Consider the following 15,696-nt stretch of genomic DNA (forward strand, 5'->3'; position numbering starts at 1 on the left):
GTGGCGTGAGGATCGACCGGCTCGTGACGGGGGTTCCAGGGGGTCGCCCCCCTGGGCCAACACAGCGTGAGGATCGACCGGCTCGTGACGGGGGTTCCAGGGGGTCGCCCCCCTGGAAAACTACGAGAATTCGGCGAGGGTGCGTTCGGCCTCTTCCAGCCATGCGCGGCGGGCGGTGAGGGCCTCTTCGGCTTCCTTGACGTCCTTGTCGCGGCCGGCGTCGCGGGCCTTGGCGAGGCGCTTCTCCAGTTGCTCGATGGAGTTGCGCAGCTGGCCGACGGTGGCCTCGGCGCGGGCGCGGGCCTCGGGGTTGGTGCGGCGCCACTCGTTCTCTTCGGCGGAGCGGATCGCGTCCTCGATCTTGCGGAGGCGGCCTTCGAGGCGGTCGCGCTGGTCGCGCGGGACCATGCCGGCGGCCTCCCAGCGCTCCTGGATGGCGCGCAGCGCCTGGCGGGCCTGCCGGACGTCCTTGACGGGGACCAGCCGCTCGGCCTCGGCGAGGATCTTCTCCTTCTCCTCGGCGTTGCCGCGGAACTCGGCGTCGCGTTCGGCGAAGGCGGCGCTGCGGGCCTGGAAGAAGGTGTCCTGCGCGCCTTTGAAGCGGGCCCACAGCTCCTCTTCGGCGTCGCGGGAGGCGCGGCCGGCGACCTTCCAGCGGCGCATCAGGTCGCGGTAGGCGGCGGCGGTCTCGCCCCAGTCGGTGGAGCCGGCCATCGCCTCGGCCTCGGCGACGAGGCGCTCCTTCTCGCGGCGGGCCTCCTCGCGCTGGTCGTCGAGGGTGGCGAAGTAGGCCTTGCGGCGCTTGGTGAAGGCGTTGCGGGCCGACGACAGCCGCTTCCACAGGGCGGTCTCGGTGGGCCGGTCGATGCGGTCGGCGGCCTTCCACTCCTCGACGAGCTGGCGGAGGCGCTCGCCGCCGTTCTTCCAGTGGGTCTCCTCGGCGGCGATGCGCTCGGCCTCGGCGACGATCCGCTCCTTGATCTCGCGGGCCTCGTGGCGGTGCTGCTCGCGCTGGGCCTTGACCTCCTCGCGGCGGCGGCCGACCTGGTCGGTGAGGCCGTCGAGGCGCCGGGTGAGGGCGTCGAGGTCGCCGACGGCGTGCGCCTCGGCGACGGCTTCGCGGAGCCGGTCGATGCTCTGCTGCGCCTGGGCGGGCTGCAGGTCGGTGGTGCGGACCCGCTGCTCGAGCAGGCCGATCTCGGTGACGAGCGCGTCGTACTTGCGCTTGAAGTAGGCCAGGGCCTCTTCGGGCGCGCCGGCCTGCCAGGAGCCGACGACCCGCTCGCCGCCGGACGTCCTGACATAGACGGTGCCGTCCTCGTCCACCCGGCCCCAGGGATCGGTCGCGCTGGACACCCTTGCCTCCTGAATCGCGGGTCCGGACAACTTACGCTCTCCGGACCCTCCACACCTTAGTATCCCGTTCGCCTATTTCCCGGCGATCGTGACGTCCTGGATTTCGACCTTCTTCTTGGGCTTGCCGTCCCCCTTGGAGTCCGATCCGCCCTTGGCGATCTTCTGGAGCACGTCCAGCCCCTTGGTGATCTTTCCGAACACCGTGTAGTCCGGCGGGAGCTGCGAGTCCTTGTAGACCATGAAGAACTGGCTGCCGTTGGAGTCCGGCAGTTTCGAGTGCGCCATCGCGAGGGTGCCCTCGGTGTAGGTGGCGCCGCTGGTGTTCTCGTTGGCGAACCGGTAGCCGGGGCCGCCGCTGCCCGACGCCGTCGGGTCGCCGCACTGCAGCACGTTGAGGCCGCCACTGGTCAGGCGGTGGCACTCGGTCTTGTCGTAGTAGTCCTTCTGTGCCAGGAACGCGAAGGAGTTCACCGTGCACGGCGCCTTGTCGCCGTACAGCTGCATGACCACGTCGCCCTGGTTCGTCTTGACCGTGGCCTGGACGATGCCGGGGTGCGCGGGGTCGCCCGGCGGGCGCCCGACCTTCTTCGGCACGCTGCCCTGCTCGTCGGTCTTGTAGACGCACCGCGGGGCGGCCGCGGTCGACTCGTCCTCCCTGACCACCATGAACACCGCGACGCCTGCGGCGACGACCGCCACCGCGGCCACCGAGCCGATGATCTTCAGCCGGCGCGCCCGCGCCGCCTCCCGCGCCAGGCGCTCCTGCTGGCGCTCGTACCGCTGCCGTGCGAGCTGCTTCTTGCGGTCCTTCCCCGCCACGGTGCCTCGCCCCTCCGGTGTGATCAGGTGAACGTGCAGCGCATAGTAGCGGTACCCGGGAGTAAACGCGCTTTCGCGTTCAGGAATCGCCGCCGGGCCCCGCGCCGGCGCCGGACGCGACACGGCGACGGCCCCAACTCGTTCGCGGTGGCCGCGGCGCCGCCGGTACCCTCGGACACGCCCACCCGAGATGGTTCTAAGGAAGGACGACCGTGCTCGTCGCCGGGTTCCCCGCTGGATCGTTCGCCGCGAACTGCTACGTCGTGGCGCCCGCCGCGGGTGAGGAGTGCGTGATCATCGACCCCGGGCAGGACGCCGAGGGCGGGATCGAGGAGATCCTGCGCGAGCACCGGCTCAAGCCGGTCGCGGTGCTGCTGACGCACGGCCATATCGACCACGTCTGGTCGGTGGCGCCGGTCTGCGGCGCCAAGGACGTCCCGGCCTACGTCCACCCCGACGACCGCGACCTGCTGACCGACCCGGCGAAGGGCCTGTCGCTCGGCCCCGGGCAGCAGCTGTTCGGCGGCCTGGAGCTGGCCGAGCCGGACGACGTGCGGGAGCTCGCGGACGGGGCGGCGCTGGAACTGGCCGGGCTGAGCTTCACCGTCGACCACGCGCCGGGCCATACCCCCGGGTCGGTGACGTTCCGCACCCCGAGGAGCGAGCAGGTCCCGGACGTGATGTTCACCGGCGACCTGCTGTTCGCGGGGTCGATCGGGCGCACCGACCTGCCGGGCGGATCGTACGAGGAGATCCTCGCCAGCCTGTCGCGGGTGTGCCTGAGCATGCCCGACGACACGGCCGTGCTGCCCGGCCACGGTGAGCAGACCACAATCGGCCGCGAGCGCGCCACCAATCCGTTCCTCACCGGGCTCGCGCCCGCGGACGGACCCAACAAGGGATTCTGAGCCGAGAGACCATGAGTTCGAGCTTCCGGGCCCCGAAAGGGGTCAGTGAATACGTTCCGCCGCGCGCGGACCTCTTCTACGCCATCCGGGAGGCGTTCGCCGAGCAGGCGCGGCTGGCCGGCTACGGCTACCTGGAGCTGGCCGTCTTCGAGGACACCAACCTGTTCCGCCGCGGCGTCGGCGAGTCCACCGACGTGGTGTCCAAGGAGATGTACACCTTCGAGGACCGGGGCGGCCGGTCGCTGACGCTGCGCCCCGAGTTCACCGCGTCGGTGCTGCGCGCCGTCCTGGAGAACAACCTGCACAAGGGCGCGCTGCCGGTGAAGGTGTGGACGACGGGCGCCGCGTTCCGCGCCGAGCGCCCGCAGCAGGGCCGCTACCGCCAGTTCTACCAGCTCGACCTGGAGGCGATCGGCAGCGAGGACCCGCAGGTCGACGCCGAGACCATCGCGATCGCCGCGAACTGGTACCGCTCCCTCGGGCTGACGCGGGTGCGGCTGCTGCTGAACTCGCTGGGCTGCAAGGAGTGCCGTCCCGCCTACCGGGCCCTGCTGCAGGAGTTCCTGCGCGGCCTCGACCTCGACGAGGACACCCGCGCCCGCGTGGAGATCAACCCGCTGCGGGTGCTGGACGACAAGCGGCCCAGGGTGCGCGAGCAGCTCGCCGGGGCGCCGCTGATGGCCGACCACCTGTGCCCCGCGTGCAAGGCCCACCACGACCGCGTCCGGGAGCTGCTCGCCGACCTCGGCATCGCGTGGGAGGACACCCCCACCCTCGTCCGCGGCCTGGACTACTACACCCGGACGACCTACGAGTTCGACCACCCGCTCCTCGGCGCCCAGTCCGGCATCGGCGGCGGCGGCCGCTACGACGGCCTGTCCGAGGACATCGGCGGCCCCCCGCTGCCCGGCATCGGCTTCGGCCTCGGGCTCGACCGCACCATCCTCGCGCTGGAGGCCGAGTCGCGGGAGCGGCAGGGCGCGGCGTTCGCCGCGAAGCCGCGCTGCGAGGCGTTCGGCGTCGCGCTCGGCGACACCGCCGAGCGGCGCATGTTCGCGCTCGTCGCCGAGCTGCGCCGCGCCGGGATCGCCGCCGACATGGCGTTCGGCGGCAAGAAGCTGAAGGGCGCCATGAAGGACGCGGACCGCTCCGGCGCCCGCTACGCCGTGATCCTCGGGGAGCGAGATATCGCGGACGGCGTCGCCCAGGTCAAGGACCTGGCCGAGGGCGAGCAGACCGCCGTCCCGCTCACCGACCTCATCACGACGTTGAAGGAGAGGCTCTCCAAATGATCCGCACCCACGAGGCGGGCACGCTCCGCAAGGAGCACGCCGGGCAGCAGGTCACGCTGGCCGGCTGGGTCGGCCGCCGCCGCGACCACGGCGGCGTCACGTTCATCGACCTGCGCGACGCCTCCGGCACCGCGCAGGTCGTCTTCCGCGAGGAGGACGCCGCCCACGACCTGCGCTCGGAGTTCTGCGTGAAGGTCGTCGGCGAGGTGCGCGTCCGCCCCGCGGGCAACGAGAACCCCGAGCTGCCGACCGGGGACATCGAGGTCGCCGCCACCGACATCGAGGTGCTGTCGGACGCGGCGCCGCTGCCGTTCCCCATCGAGGGGGACGTCAACGTCAACGAGGAGATCCGGCTCAAGTACCGGTACCTCGACCTGCGCCGCGACGCCGTCGCCCGCGCGATGCGGATCCGCTCGGAGGCGTCGTTCCTCGTGCACGACGTGATGCGCGAGCACGGCTTCGTCAACGTCGAGACGCCGACCCTCACCCGGTCGACGCCCGAGGGCGCCCGCGACTTCCTCGTCCCCGTCCGGCTCAAGCCCGGCCACTGGTACGCGCTGCCGCAGTCGCCGCAGCTGTTCAAGCAGCTGCTCATGGTCGGCGGCCTGGAGCGCTACTACCAGATCGCGCGCTGCTACCGCGACGAGGACTTCCGCGCCGACCGGCAGCCCGAGTTCACCCAGATCGACATCGAGATGTCGTTCGCCGGCCAGGACGACGTCCTGGCGGTCGGCGAGGACCTCGTGGCCCGGCTCTGGAAGGACATCGCCGGCTACGAGATCCCCCGGCCGATCCCCCACATCACCTACGCCGACGCGATGGCCCGGTACGGCTCCGACAAGCCCGACCTGCGCTTCGGCCTGGAACTGACCGACATGACCGAGTACTTCGCCGGCACGTCGTTCCGCGTGTTCCAGGCCCCGTACGTCGGCGCGGTCGTGATGCCGGGCGGCGCCGCCCAGACCCGCAAGGAGCTGGACGGCTGGCAGGACTGGGCGAAGGCCCGCGGCGCCCGCGGCCTCGCCTACGTGCTCGTCCAGGAGGACGGCACCCTCGGCGGCCCGGTCGCGAAGAACCTGTCGGACGCCGAGAAGGACGGCCTGGCCGCCAAGACCGGCGCCGCCCCCGGCGACGCGGTCTTCTTCGGCGCCGGCAAGCGGCACGCCACCCAGGAGCTGCTCGGCGCGGCCCGCCTGGAGATCGGCCGCCGCCGCGGCCTGATCGACGAGTCCGCCTGGGAGTTCGTCTGGGTGGTGGACGCCCCGATCTTCGAGCCCGTCGAGGACGACAAGGGCGAGCAGATCGGCTGGACGTCCGTCCACCACCCGTTCACCGCGCCGAAGCCGGAGTACGCCGACACCTTCCACGAGGACCCGGGCAGCGCCCTCGCCGACGCCTACGACCTCGTCCTGAACGGCAACGAGATCGGCGGCGGCTCCATCCGCATCCACCGCGCCGAGATGCAGCAGCGGGTCTTCGACGTGCTCGGCCTGTCCAAGCAGGAGGCGGAGTCGAAGTTCGGCTTCCTGCTGGAGGCGTTCAAGTTCGGCCCGCCCCCGCACGGCGGCATCGCGTTCGGCTGGGACCGCACGGTCATGCTCCTCGCCGGCCAGGACTCGATCCGCGACGTGATCGCCTTCCCGAAGGCGGCGTCCGGCTACGACCCCCTGACCGCCGCCCCGACCCCGATCACCGAGCAGCAGCGCGCCGAGGCCGGCGTGGACGTCGTCCCCGAGGACGAGCCCGCCGAGGGCTGACCCCCGGCACCCTCCGCACGACGAAGGCGGCCGCCGTCCGGCGGCCGCCTTTCGCGCGTCTCCGCTGTCCCGGCTCCGCTGTCCCGTCTTCCTGGACCGCCCGCTGCTACCTGGTGGCGCCGCTCGTCACCCGGTAGACGTCGTAGACGCCGTCGATGGAGCGGACGGCCTTCAGCACGTGGCCGAGGTGCTTGGTGTCGCCCATCTCGAAGGTGAAGCGGCTGACGGCCACCCGGTCGCGGGAGGTGGTGACCGAGGCCGACAGGATGTTGACGTGCTGGTCGGACAGGACGCGGGTCACGTCCGACAGCAGCCGCGGCCGGTCGAGCGCCTCGACCTGGATCGCGACGAGGAAGACCGAGTCCTCGCTGGGGGACCACTTGACGTCGATCAGCCGGTCGGGCTGCGACTTCAGGCTGGCGACGTTGGCGCAGTCGGCGCGGTGCACGGACACGCCGTGGCCGCGGGTGACGAAGCCGACGATCTCGTCGCCGGGCACCGGGGTGCAGCACCGCGACAGCCGCACCCACACGTCCGGGTCGCCGGCGACGACGACGCCGGGGTCGCCGGCGGGACGGCCCCGCTTGCGGCGGGTCGGCAGGGCGATCTCGGCGAGGTCCTCCTCGGCGCTCTCCACCCCGCCGAGGGCGTCCACCAGCCGCTGGACGACGTGCTGCGCGGAGACCTGGCTCTCGCCGACCGCGGCGTACAGGGACGAGACGTCCGGGTAGCGCATGTCGCGGGCGAGGGCGAGCAGGGCCTCGCCGGACATCATCCGCTGGAGCGGCATGTTCTGCTTGCGCATCGCGCGGGCGATGGCGTCCTTGCCGGACTCGATCGCGGTGTCGCGCCGCTCCTTGGAGAACCAGTGCTTGATCTTGTTGCGGGCGCGGGCGCTCTTGACGAACCCGAGCCAGTCGCGGGAGGGGCCCGCGTCCGGCGACTTGGAGGTGAAGACCTCGACGGTGTCGCCGTTGTCGAGGGCCGATTCGAGGGGGACGAGCCGCCCGTTGACGCGGGCGCCGATACATCGGTGCCCGACCTCGGTGTGGATCGCGTACGCGAAGTCGACGGGCGTCGCCCCCTGCGGCAGCGCGATCACGTCGCCCTTCGGGGTGAACACGAACACCTCGGAGACCGACAGGTCGAAGCGCAGCGACTCCAGGAACTCGGCCGGGTCGGCGGTCTCCTTCTGCCAGTCGAGGAGCTGCCGGAGCCACTGCATGTCACCGGCCTTGCGGCCGCCGACCGTCTCCTCCTTGTACTTCCAGTGCGCGGCGACGCCGTACTCGGCGCGGCGGTGCATGCCCCAGGTGCGGATCTGCAGCTCCACGGGCTTGCCCTCGGGGCCGATCACCGTGGTGTGCAGCGACTGGTACATGTTGAACTTCGGCATCGCGATGTAGTCCTTGAACCGGCCGGGGACCGGGTTCCACCGCGCGTGGATCGAGCCGAGGGCGGCGTAGCAGTCGCGGACGCTGTCGACCAGGACCCGGATGCCGACCAGGTCGTAGATGTCGTCGAAGGAGACGTCCCGTGCGATCATCTTCTGGTAGATCGAGTAGTAGTGCTTCGGCCGGCCGGTCACGGTCGCCTTGATCCGGGCGTCGCGCAGGTCGGTGGAGACGTTCTCGATCACTTCCTGCAGGTACACGTCGCGGCGCGGGGCGCGCTCGGACACCAGCCGGGCGATCTCGTCGAACCGCTTGGGGTACATCGTGGCGAACGCGAGGTCCTCCAGCTCCCACTTCAGCGTGTTCATCCCGAGGCGGTGCGCGAGCGGCGCGAAGACCTCCAGGGTCTCGCGGGCCTTCTTCTCCTGCTTGTGCCGCGGCATGTAGCGCAGCGTGCGCATGTTGTGCAGCCGGTCGCCGAGCTTGATCACCAGGACGCGGATGTCGCGGGACATCGCCACGACCATCTTGCGGACGGTCTCGGCCTCGGCGGCCTCGCCGTACTTGACCTTGTCGAGCTTGGTGACGCCGTCGACCAGCGCGGCGATCTCCTCGCCGAACTCGGCGCTGAGCTGGTCGAGGGTGTAGGGGGTGTCCTCGACGGTGTCGTGCAGCAGCGCCGCGCAGAGCGTCTCGGTGTTCATGCCCAGCTCGGCGAGGATGGTCGCGACCGCGAGGGGGTGCGTGATGTACGGGTCGCCGCTCTTGCGCTTCTGGTTGCGGTGGTAGTGCGCGGCGACGTCGTAGGCGCGCTCGATGAGCCGGAGGTCCGCCTTCGGATGGGTGTTGCGGACCGTCTTGATCAGTGGTTCCAGTACCGGGTTCATAGCGGATCCGCGCTGGGCGCCCAGCCGGGCGAGCCTTCGGCGCACCCGGGCGGCGGACGGTGGGATCGTGGCCGGCGTGGGCCTGGACGGGGCATCGGGCTTGGACGCGCCATCGGCGTCCTCCGTGGATCCTGGGGCCTCGGCGGGGGGGCTCTGCGGTCGGGGGGCCCGCGCGGCGGGCCTCCCCTGCTGGGGATCGCTCTGCTGGGGGGCGCTCTGCTGGGGACCGTCGGCGGGAGCCTCGGTCGCCGGTGCCGCGCTCGCGGCGGTCGCACCGGCGGGGGCCTCGACCTCAGGTGTCCCGGCGGTGCCGGTCTCCGCGGTGTCCGGCTCTGCGGCGGATGTTTCAGTGGCGGATGTCTCGGTGGCGGATGTCTCGGTGGCGGGGATCCCGTTGGCCGGGGGGCCTTCGGCGGGCGGCCCGGACGGCTGCGGCGGCGGCCGGCGGTCGGCCCGCCGCGCCGGCGCGGTGGAGGCCCCGGCCGCCTTGACGGCCCGCTCCCCCGCGGTCTCCCGCGCGGAGCGCGCCGCGGCCTGGTGCGCCGCGGCCGTGTCGCTCACCGCGCCGGTCGATACCGCCTCACCGGGCACCCAGCCTCCTCTGACGATCCCGGGCACCGCCCTGCACACCCCGCGGGGAGCGCCCGTCTCACCGGACCCTGATGGCGCCAGTGTATCCGGCGGCCATTTCGCTCTAGACCGTAACCAGCGAATGGACGTCCAGATTCCCCAGCTTGTCGCGGCCGTTCAGGAACGACAGCTCCAGCAGGACCGACAGCCCGGCCACGTCACCGCCGCCGCGGCGGACGAGCTCGGCCGCGGCGCGGGCCGTCCCCCCGGTGGCGAGGACGTCGTCGACGATCAGCACGCGGTCGCCGGGTTCGAGGGCGTCGGCGTGGATCTCGATCGTCTCGGTGCCGTACTCGAGATCGTAGGTCTCCCCGTGCGTCGCCGCGGGCAGCTTGCCCTTCTTGCGCACCGGGACGAACCCGGCGCCGAAGTGGTAGGCGACGGGCGCGGCCAGGATGAAACCGCGGGCCTCGATACCGACGATCTTGTCGATCGTGCCGCGGCCGTGGTGGTTGACGATCGTGTCGACCACGCCCGCGAACGCGACGTGGTCGGCCAGCAGCGGGGTGATGTCCTTGAACATCACCCCGGCCTTGGGATAGTCGGGGATGTCGCGGATCCGCTCCTGGATCAGCTTTCCGAGGTCCACTTCCGGCACTCCCCGCCTACTTGCCGCCGCGGCGCTGCTGCCGCGTCCCGCGCTTGGGCTGCTGCCGCGGCCCGGTCTGCACGACCTTGCGCACCGTGACGGCGCCGCGGACGTCCTCGCCACCGCCGCCGGAGCCGCCCTCGCCCGCCGGGTCGTCCGCGTTGGAGCCGCCCCCCTCGTCCGGGGCCGGATCGCCCGGCGCGCCCGCGCCGGCCTTGACCTTGGCGGTCTTGACCTGCTTGGCCGCGTTCCGCTCGCGGCGGGCGATGTTCTCCCGGATCTGCCGGTACAGCGGCTCGCGCTCCTTCAGCTGGACGAGCAGCGGCGTCGCCACGCAGATCGACGAGTACGTCCCGACGATCATGCCGACGAACAGCGCCAGCGAGAGGTCCTTGAGCGTCCCGGCGCCGAACAGCGTGGTGCCGATGAACAGGATCGCGCCGACCGGCAGGATCGCCACCAGCGAGGTGTTCAGCGAGCGGACGAGCGTGCTGCTGAGCGCCTGGTTCGCGGCCTCGCTGTAGGTGGTCTTGGAGGTCGGGCCGAGCGGCTTGGTGACCTCCTTGATCATGTCGAAGACCACGACCGCGTCGTACAGCGAGTAGCCGAGGATCGTCAGGAAGCCGAGCAGTGTCGCCGGGGTGACCTCGAACCCGGACCAGGCGTAGATGCCCGCCGTGATCACGAGGTCGTGGACCAGCGCGACCACCGCGGCCACGGCCATCCGCCACTCGAACGCCACCGACAGGTAGGCGATGATCAAGATCATGAAGACGATCAGCGCCTGCCAGGCCTTCTTCTGGATCTCGCCGCCCCACGAGGCGCCGACGACCTGGGTGCTGACCTTGGCGGCGGGGACGTCGAGCCGCTCGGTGACGCTCGTCTTGACCTCGGTCACGCGGGTGGAGCTCATGCTCTCCGTCGTGACCCGCCAGTCCTCGCCCGCCTTCTGCACGATCACCTGGTGGGCGCCGCCGTCGTGGACGGCGGTGCGCACCTGCTCGATCGAGGCGCTCGGCGCCTTGAAGGTGAAGACGGAGCCGCCCTTGAACTCGACCCCGAAGTTCAGCCCCTGGACGAGCAGGCCGGCGATCGACAGCGCCAGCAGCAGCCCGGAGATGGTGTACCAGATCTTCGGGCGGCCGACGATGTCGGCGCTGATCTCGCCCCGGTAGATCCGCGAGGTGGCCGCGCGCAGTCCCATGGGTCAGGCCTCCTGGCTCGTCTTGCGGGCGGTGCCGGCGGCGGCCGCGTCCCTGGTGGGCTGGTGCAGCCGTTTCGGATCGAGCCCCGACATCGGATGCCCCCGGCCGAAGAACTTGGTCCGCGACAGCAGCGCGACCAGCGGCTTCGTGAAGAAGAAGACCACGACGACGTCGATCAGCGTGGTGAGGCCCATCGCGAACGCGAACCCGGCGACGCCGCCGACCGCGAGGAAGTACAGCACCAGCGCGGCGAGGAAGGTGACGGCGTCGGCGACGAGGATCGTGCGCCGCGCCCGCTTCCAGGCGGTCTCGACCGAGGGGCGCAGCCTGCGGCCGGCTCTCAGCTCGTCCCGCACCCGCTCGAAGTAGACGATGAACGAGTCGGCGGTGATGCCGATCGAGACGATCAGGCCGATGATGTGCGGCAGGGAGAGCCGGAAGCCCATGCCCTCACCGAGGATCACCACCGACAGGTAGGTGATGACGGAGGCCACCACGAGGCTGGACACGGCGACCAGGCCGAGGCCCCGGTAGTAGAACATGCAGTACAGCACCACCAGGCCGAGGCCGATCGCGCCGGCGATGAGGCCGCCGGTGAGCTGGTCGGAGCCCAGCGTGGACGACACCTCGTCGATGGAGCTCTGCGTGAACTCCAGCGGCAGCGCGCCGTACTTCAGGACGTTGGCGAGGTCGGTCGCGTACTGCTGGTCGAAGCTCTCGGGCGGCCCGTCGATGCTGGCGGTGCCGCCGGTGATCGGGCCCTCCCGGATCGCGGGCGCCGAGACGACCTGGCCGTCCAGCACGATCGCGACCTGCGCCTGCGGGGCCGACGGGTTCGCCTGGTAGGCGCGGGAGGCGTCGGTGGTGACCGCGCCGAACTGCTTGGCGCCCTTGCCGTCGAACTTCAGCGACACCGACCAGCTCGCCTGGCCCTGCTGGCCGTTCGGCGGCATCGCGTCGGCCGCGTCGACGTTCTCGCCGAGGACCCGGACGGGCCCGAGGATGTACTTGGTGACCTGGCCGTTCTCCTCGTCCTGGTCACAGGCGGCGACGAACTGGCGGTTCGGGTCGTTCGCGCCCGGGGCGTGCCGGTCGCCGCCGTAGCAGTCGAGGGCCTCGAACTGCTTGATGACGGCCTTGTCGGTCACGCCCGGGTAGTCGCCGCCGGCGGCGGGCTGCCCGGACGGCGGGATGAGCGGCGACGACGGCGACGCCGACGGGCTCGCCCCGTCCGACGGCTTCGGCGTCGGGGCGGTCAGCGCCCCGGACAGCGCCCGGCCGCGCGGGCTCGCCGTCTCCGACGGTTTCGCGCTCTCCGACGGCGACGCCGACGATGACGGCGAGGCCGACGGGGACGGGCTCTTGCCGCCGCTCCCGGCGGTGCTGCCCGGCGAAGGCGACGGCGCCGCCGCGGTGGCCGGACGCCCGTCCGCGCTCGCGAACACCTGGCGGAACTGCAGCTTCGCCGTGGTGCCGATCAGGCTGACGACGCGGCTCTGCCCCTCACCGGGGACGTTCACCACGATGTTGTTGCTGCCCTGCTTGGCGACCTCCGCGTCGGAGACCCCCAGACCGTTGACGCGCTGCGTCATGATCTTCACGGCCTGGTCCATCTGGGCGGCCGGGGGGTTCTTGCCGTTCGGGGTCTTGGCCGTGAGGGTCACGGTCGTCCCGCCGGCGAGGTCGAGTCCGAGCTTGGGCGTGGTGCGCCCCTGCCAGACCGCCAGGCCGGCGAGGACGACGAGGACCGCGAACAGCGCGAGGAGCGTGCGTCCGGGCCTGGGAGCGTTGCTGGACGGAGCCACTGGTCGTCGTACTTCCCGTCTTTGTCGTCGCCGTGGGAGGGGTCAGGCGGAGGGCTTGTCCGCCGCCTCGACCTTCGTTTTCCCCTTCGGCTCGGACGCGGGCTCGCCGTCCTCGTCCGACGCGGTGTCCTCGGCGCGGGGCTCGCCGTCCTTCGACAGGTCGACCTCGGCGCCGTCCTTCGACAGGTCGACGGCGTCGTCGTCCTCGTCGCCGCCGTCCTCGTCGAGCTCGTCGTCGATCTCGTCCGGCTCGTCGTCCTTCAGGACCTGCATGACGGCCTGCTTGACGAAGTGCACCTCGACACCGTCGGCGATCTCCAGCAGGAGGCCGTCGTCGTCGACCTCGACCACGGTGGCGCGCATGCCGCTGGTCGTCAGCACGCGGGCACCGGGCTGGATGTCGTTCTGCATCTGCATCTGCTCTCTGCGCCGCTTGCTCTGCGGGCGGATGAGCAGGAAGTAGAAGACAAGCGGAATGGCCAGGAGCAGGAGCAGATTGAAGGCTCCGCTGCCGCCGGATTCCGCCGCGAGAATCATGTCGCTGCCCATTACGGGAGCATCCTTCCGATGTCGATTGCCCAGCCTGTGGCCGGAACGGCCACGCGCACGGGACCGCCGGCTGGAGACGGTGAACCAAGTCCCGGAGTCTAGAGAGTACGCGAGACCCCGGCAACGACGCGACGAGCGGCGACGCCGGGAAGTTCCCAAGCCGTTACCGGATGATCACTATTCCGGTGAGGCGGCGTCCTCGTCCACGTCGAACAGGGTCCCCGCCAGCGGCGCCGTCGACGGCTGGGCGAGACCCAGATGCGCCCACGCGGCGGCCGTGGCGACCCGCCCGCGCGGCGTCCGCGCCAGCAGTCCCTGCCGGACGAGGAACGGCTCGGCGACGACCTCGACGGTCTCCGGCTCCTCCCCCACCGACACGGCGAGGGTGGACAGGCCGACCGGGCCGCCGCCGAACTTGCGCATCAGCGACTCCAGGACGGACCGGTCGAGCCGGTCCAGCCCCCGTTCGTCCACCTCGTACAACGCGAGTGCCGCCCGGGCTGATTCCTGGGTGATGACGCCGTCGGCGCGGACCTCGGCGTAGTCGCGGACGCGGCGCAGCAGCCGGTTGGCGATGCGGGGCGTGCCGCGGGACCGGCCGGCGACCTCGGCGGCGGCGTCGTCGGTGATCTCCACGTCGAGCAGCTTCGCCGACCGGCGGACGATGACCTCCAGTTCGGCGGGCTCGTAGAAGTCCATGTGCGCGACGAAGCCGAACCGGTCGCGCAGCGGGCCGGGCAGCATGCCCGCCCGGGTGGTGGCGCCGACCAGCGTGAACGGCGCGATGTCGAGCGGGATCGCGGTCGCGCCCGGCCCCTTGCCCACGACGACGTCGACCCGGAAATCCTCCATCGCCATGTAGAGCATCTCCTCGGCGGGGCGCGCCAGCCGGTGGATCTCGTCCAGGAACAGGACCTCGCCCTCGGCGAGGGTGGACAGCACCGCCGCGAGGTCGCCGGCCCGCTCGATCGCGGGGCCGGAGGAGATCCGCAGCGGCTGCCCGAGCTCCGCCGCGATGATCATGGCGAGGGTGGTCTTGCCGAGGCCGGGCCCGCCCGACAGCAGCACGTGGTCGGGCGTCCGGCCGCGCCGCAGCGCGCTGTGCAGCACCAGTGACAGCTGCTCGCGGACCCGCTCCTGGCCGACGAAGTCGTCCAGCTTCTTCGGCCGCAGCGCGGCCTCGATCCGCTGCTCCTCGGCGCCGTCGGCGCCCGCCGAGACCAGCCGCTCGAAATCCTCGCTCATTTGCTCAGCTTCTTCAGGGCGGCCTTCAGCAGCGCGGCCACCGGCGGGGTCTCGCCGCCGTCGAGGTCGGCGGCGACGGCGTCCACGGCGGCGTCGGCGTCCTTGGCCGACCAGCCGAGGTTCACCAGGCCCATCTGGACCTGGTCGCGCCATGCCTCGCCGCGCGCGGGGGCGCGAACGTCGTCGCCGCCGCCGACGGGCCCGCCGAGGCGGTCCTTGAGCTCCAGGACGATGCGCTGGGCCCCCTTCTTGCCGATGCCGGGCACCTTGGTCAGGGCGGCGACGTCCTCGGCGGCCACGGCGCGGCGCAGCGCGTCGGGGGTGTGGACGGCGAGCATCGCCAGCGCGAGCCGCGGCCCGATGCCGCTGGCGGTCTGGAGCAGCTCGAACACCGCGCGCTCGTCGTCGTCGGCGAACCCGAACAGGGTCAGGGAGTCCTCGCGGACGACGAGGGACGTCGGCACGTGCGCGGGGTCGCCGACCCGCAGCCCGGCGAGGGTCGCGGGCGTGCACTGCACCGACAGGCCGACGCCGTGCACGTCGATCACCGCCCCGTCGGGCCCGGCGGCGGCCACCCGGCCGCTGACGAAGGCGATCACTGGACACTTCCTCCTCTGCTGCGCGCGGCGAGCCGCGCCCGCTCGGCCCGGGCCGCCTCCTCGACGCGCGACCGTCGGGCCTGTGCGAGCCGCTGCTGGGCTCCCCCGCGCCACACGTGGCAGATGGCGAGGGCGAGCGCGTCGGCCGCGTCGGCCGGGCTGGGCGCCGTCTCCAGGGCCAGCAGCCGGGTCACCATCCGGGTGACCTGCGCCTTGTCGGCGCGGCCGTTGCCGGTGACGGCGGCCTTCGCCTCGCTCGGGGTGTGCAGCGCGACGGGCAGCCCGCGGCGGGCCGCCGCCAGCATCGCGATGCCGGCGGCCTGCGCGGTCCCCATCACGGTGCGGACGTTGTGCTGGGAGAACACCCGCTCGACGGCGACGGCGTCGGGCCGGAACTCCTCCATCACGGCCTCGATGCCCGCCTCGATGCCCACCAGGCGCAGGGCGTGGTCCTCGTCGGCGGCGGTCCGCACGACCGACACGTGCACCAGGCGGAGCCGCTTGCCCGGGGCGCCGTCGACGACGCCCACCCCGCACCGGGTGAGCCCGGGGTCCACCCCCATCACCCGCACGGCCGCTCCTTCGATCATCTGTTCGGCCGCCAACGCTACCAATCCGGAGGGCCTCGCGTGGAGGGGCTCCGCGGGCGTGTCCCCGGCGG

General features: G+C 72.0%; 13 protein-coding genes. 3 read left to right on the forward strand and 10 right to left on the reverse strand.

Annotation, left to right across the window (positions count from 1 at the left end; translation table 11 throughout):
* Positions 1 to 120 precede the first annotated feature (120 nt).
* Positions 121 to 1,356, reverse strand: coding sequence for a DUF349 domain-containing protein (locus CHF16_RS17945; RefSeq protein ID WP_089327213.1), 1,236 nt, complete (start codon positions 1,354 to 1,356; stop codon positions 121 to 123).
* A 72-nt stretch (positions 1,357 to 1,428) separates the two neighbouring features.
* A complete protein-coding gene (locus CHF16_RS17950; RefSeq protein ID WP_089327214.1) occupies positions 1,429 to 2,175 on the reverse strand; it encodes a peptidylprolyl isomerase in 747 nt (248 codons plus the stop codon).
* A 212-nt stretch (positions 2,176 to 2,387) separates the two neighbouring features.
* Here CHF16_RS17950 and CHF16_RS17955 point away from each other — a divergent pair, with 212 nt between their 5' ends.
* The 3 genes from CHF16_RS17955 to aspS are packed head-to-tail and all read left to right on the forward strand — an operon-like array spanning position 2,388 to position 6,132.
* A complete protein-coding gene (locus tag CHF16_RS17955) occupies positions 2,388 to 3,083 on the forward strand; it encodes an MBL fold metallo-hydrolase (RefSeq protein ID WP_089327215.1) in 696 nt (231 codons plus the stop codon).
* Positions 3,084 to 3,094: 11 nt separating this feature from the next.
* Positions 3,095 to 4,375 carry a histidine--tRNA ligase gene (hisS, locus tag CHF16_RS17960; protein WP_089327216.1) on the forward strand — a complete coding sequence of 427 codons (1,281 nt, stop codon included), beginning with the start codon at positions 3,095 to 3,097 and terminating at the stop codon, positions 4,373 to 4,375.
* Positions 4,372 to 6,132, forward strand: coding sequence for an aspartate--tRNA ligase (aspS, locus tag CHF16_RS17965; RefSeq protein WP_089327217.1), 1,761 nt, complete (start codon positions 4,372 to 4,374; stop codon positions 6,130 to 6,132). The genes hisS and aspS overlap by 4 nt, the downstream gene beginning before the upstream one ends.
* Before the next feature lie 106 nt (positions 6,133 to 6,238).
* Here aspS and CHF16_RS17970 read toward each other — a convergent pair whose 3' ends face one another.
* The 8 genes from CHF16_RS17970 to ruvC all read right to left on the reverse strand — a co-directional run bounded on the left by CHF16_RS17970 (position 6,239) and on the right by ruvC (position 15,625).
* Positions 6,239 to 8,803: a RelA/SpoT family protein gene (locus CHF16_RS17970; RefSeq protein WP_218826722.1), complete on the reverse strand. Its 2,565-nt coding sequence runs from the start codon at positions 8,801 to 8,803 to the stop codon at positions 6,239 to 6,241.
* A gap of 304 nt (positions 8,804 to 9,107) precedes the next feature.
* A complete protein-coding gene (locus CHF16_RS17975) occupies positions 9,108 to 9,632 on the reverse strand; it encodes an adenine phosphoribosyltransferase (protein ID WP_089327312.1) in 525 nt (174 codons plus the stop codon).
* Between the two features lie 16 nt (positions 9,633 to 9,648).
* The gene (gene secF / locus CHF16_RS17980) at positions 9,649 to 10,836 is read right to left on the reverse strand and encodes a protein translocase subunit SecF (RefSeq protein WP_089327218.1); all 1,188 of its coding nucleotides are present in this window, start codon (positions 10,834 to 10,836) and stop codon (positions 9,649 to 9,651) included.
* A 3-nt stretch (positions 10,837 to 10,839) separates the two neighbouring features.
* Positions 10,840 to 12,642 carry a protein translocase subunit SecD gene (gene secD / locus CHF16_RS17985; RefSeq protein ID WP_218826717.1) on the reverse strand — a complete coding sequence of 601 codons (1,803 nt, stop codon included), beginning with the start codon at positions 12,640 to 12,642 and terminating at the stop codon, positions 10,840 to 10,842.
* 42 nt (positions 12,643 to 12,684) lie between these two features.
* Entirely contained in the window at positions 12,685 to 13,191 is a 507-nt protein-coding gene (gene yajC, locus CHF16_RS17990) for a preprotein translocase subunit YajC (protein ID WP_089327219.1), read from the reverse strand.
* A gap of 177 nt (positions 13,192 to 13,368) precedes the next feature.
* Positions 13,369 to 14,436, reverse strand: a complete 1,068-nt coding sequence (gene ruvB / locus CHF16_RS17995) for a Holliday junction branch migration DNA helicase RuvB (RefSeq protein WP_089327220.1) — start codon at positions 14,434 to 14,436, stop codon at positions 13,369 to 13,371.
* Positions 14,433 to 15,035 carry a Holliday junction branch migration protein RuvA gene (gene ruvA / locus CHF16_RS18000; protein WP_089327221.1) on the reverse strand — a complete coding sequence of 201 codons (603 nt, stop codon included), beginning with the start codon at positions 15,033 to 15,035 and terminating at the stop codon, positions 14,433 to 14,435. Before ruvA ends, ruvB begins: the two co-directional genes overlap by 4 nt.
* On the reverse strand, positions 15,032 to 15,625 hold the full coding sequence (gene ruvC, locus CHF16_RS18005) for a crossover junction endodeoxyribonuclease RuvC (protein ID WP_245868723.1): 594 nt from the start codon (positions 15,623 to 15,625) through the stop codon (positions 15,032 to 15,034). Before ruvC ends, ruvA begins: the two co-directional genes overlap by 4 nt.
* Between the last annotated feature and the right edge of the window lie 71 nt (positions 15,626 to 15,696).

It is taken from the genome of Actinomadura meyerae, from assembly GCF_900188445.1.
GTDB lineage: Bacteria > Actinomycetota > Actinomycetes > Streptosporangiales > Streptosporangiaceae > Spirillospora > Spirillospora meyerae.

Excerpts from the sequence above, each read along its gene's own strand:
- yajC (WP_089327219.1), bottom strand. The coding sequence starts at position 13,191 with ATGGGCAGCGACATGATTCTCGCGGCGGAATCCGGCGGCAGCGGAGCC.
- aspS (WP_089327217.1), top strand. The coding sequence starts at position 4,372 with ATGATCCGCACCCACGAGGCGGGCACGCTCCGCAAGGAGCACGCCGGG.
- secF (WP_089327218.1), bottom strand. The coding sequence starts at position 10,836 with ATGGGACTGCGCGCGGCCACCTCGCGGATCTACCGGGGCGAGATCAGC.
- ruvB (WP_089327220.1), bottom strand. The coding sequence starts at position 14,436 with ATGAGCGAGGATTTCGAGCGGCTGGTCTCGGCGGGCGCCGACGGCGCC.
- ruvC (WP_245868723.1), bottom strand. The coding sequence starts at position 15,625 with ATGATCGAAGGAGCGGCCGTGCGGGTGATGGGGGTGGACCCCGGGCTC.
- hisS (WP_089327216.1), top strand. The coding sequence starts at position 3,095 with ATGAGTTCGAGCTTCCGGGCCCCGAAAGGGGTCAGTGAATACGTTCCG.